Origin of the sequence: Bacillus cereus group sp. BfR-BA-01381, assembly GCF_022663555.1 — a bacterium.
Classification (GTDB): domain Bacteria; phylum Bacillota; class Bacilli; order Bacillales; family Bacillaceae_G; genus Bacillus_A; species Bacillus_A pacificus.
In genome coordinates this window covers 1-278 of the sequence record NZ_JAKUFR010000282.1, presented here as the reverse complement: position 1 = coordinate 278, position 278 = coordinate 1, and the positions used below count along the sequence as shown (strand labels likewise).

Below are 278 nucleotides of genomic sequence, written 5' to 3'. Positions count from 1 at the left end.
AGTATTAAGGAGGTCCAAAAACGATGGAAACACAAAAAAGAATGACTACAGAAACAGTTTATCGAGATCCAAAAACGATAGAAACACAAAAAGAAATGACTGTAGAATCAGCTTATCCAGCCCCAAAAACAATGAAAACACAAAAAGGAATGACTACAGAAGCAATGTATCGCTGTTTTATCTACGTAGCACTTATTACGTTAGCAATTTCAATTGTTATTCCTGTTGCGTGGGTTTTCTTAGCCTCAGTGAAGCAAAATTCGGAGTTTTATGGAAGT

The 278-nt window shown here is 35.6% G+C and carries 1 protein-coding gene; it reads left to right on the top strand.

Features of this window, described 5'->3' with window-relative positions; translation table 11 throughout:
- Window positions 1–23: 23 nt before the first annotated feature.
- Window positions 24–278, top strand: a 255-nt coding sequence (locus MR079_RS28695; protein ID WP_242295107.1) for a hypothetical protein, incomplete at its 3' end; no start/stop codon positions are given.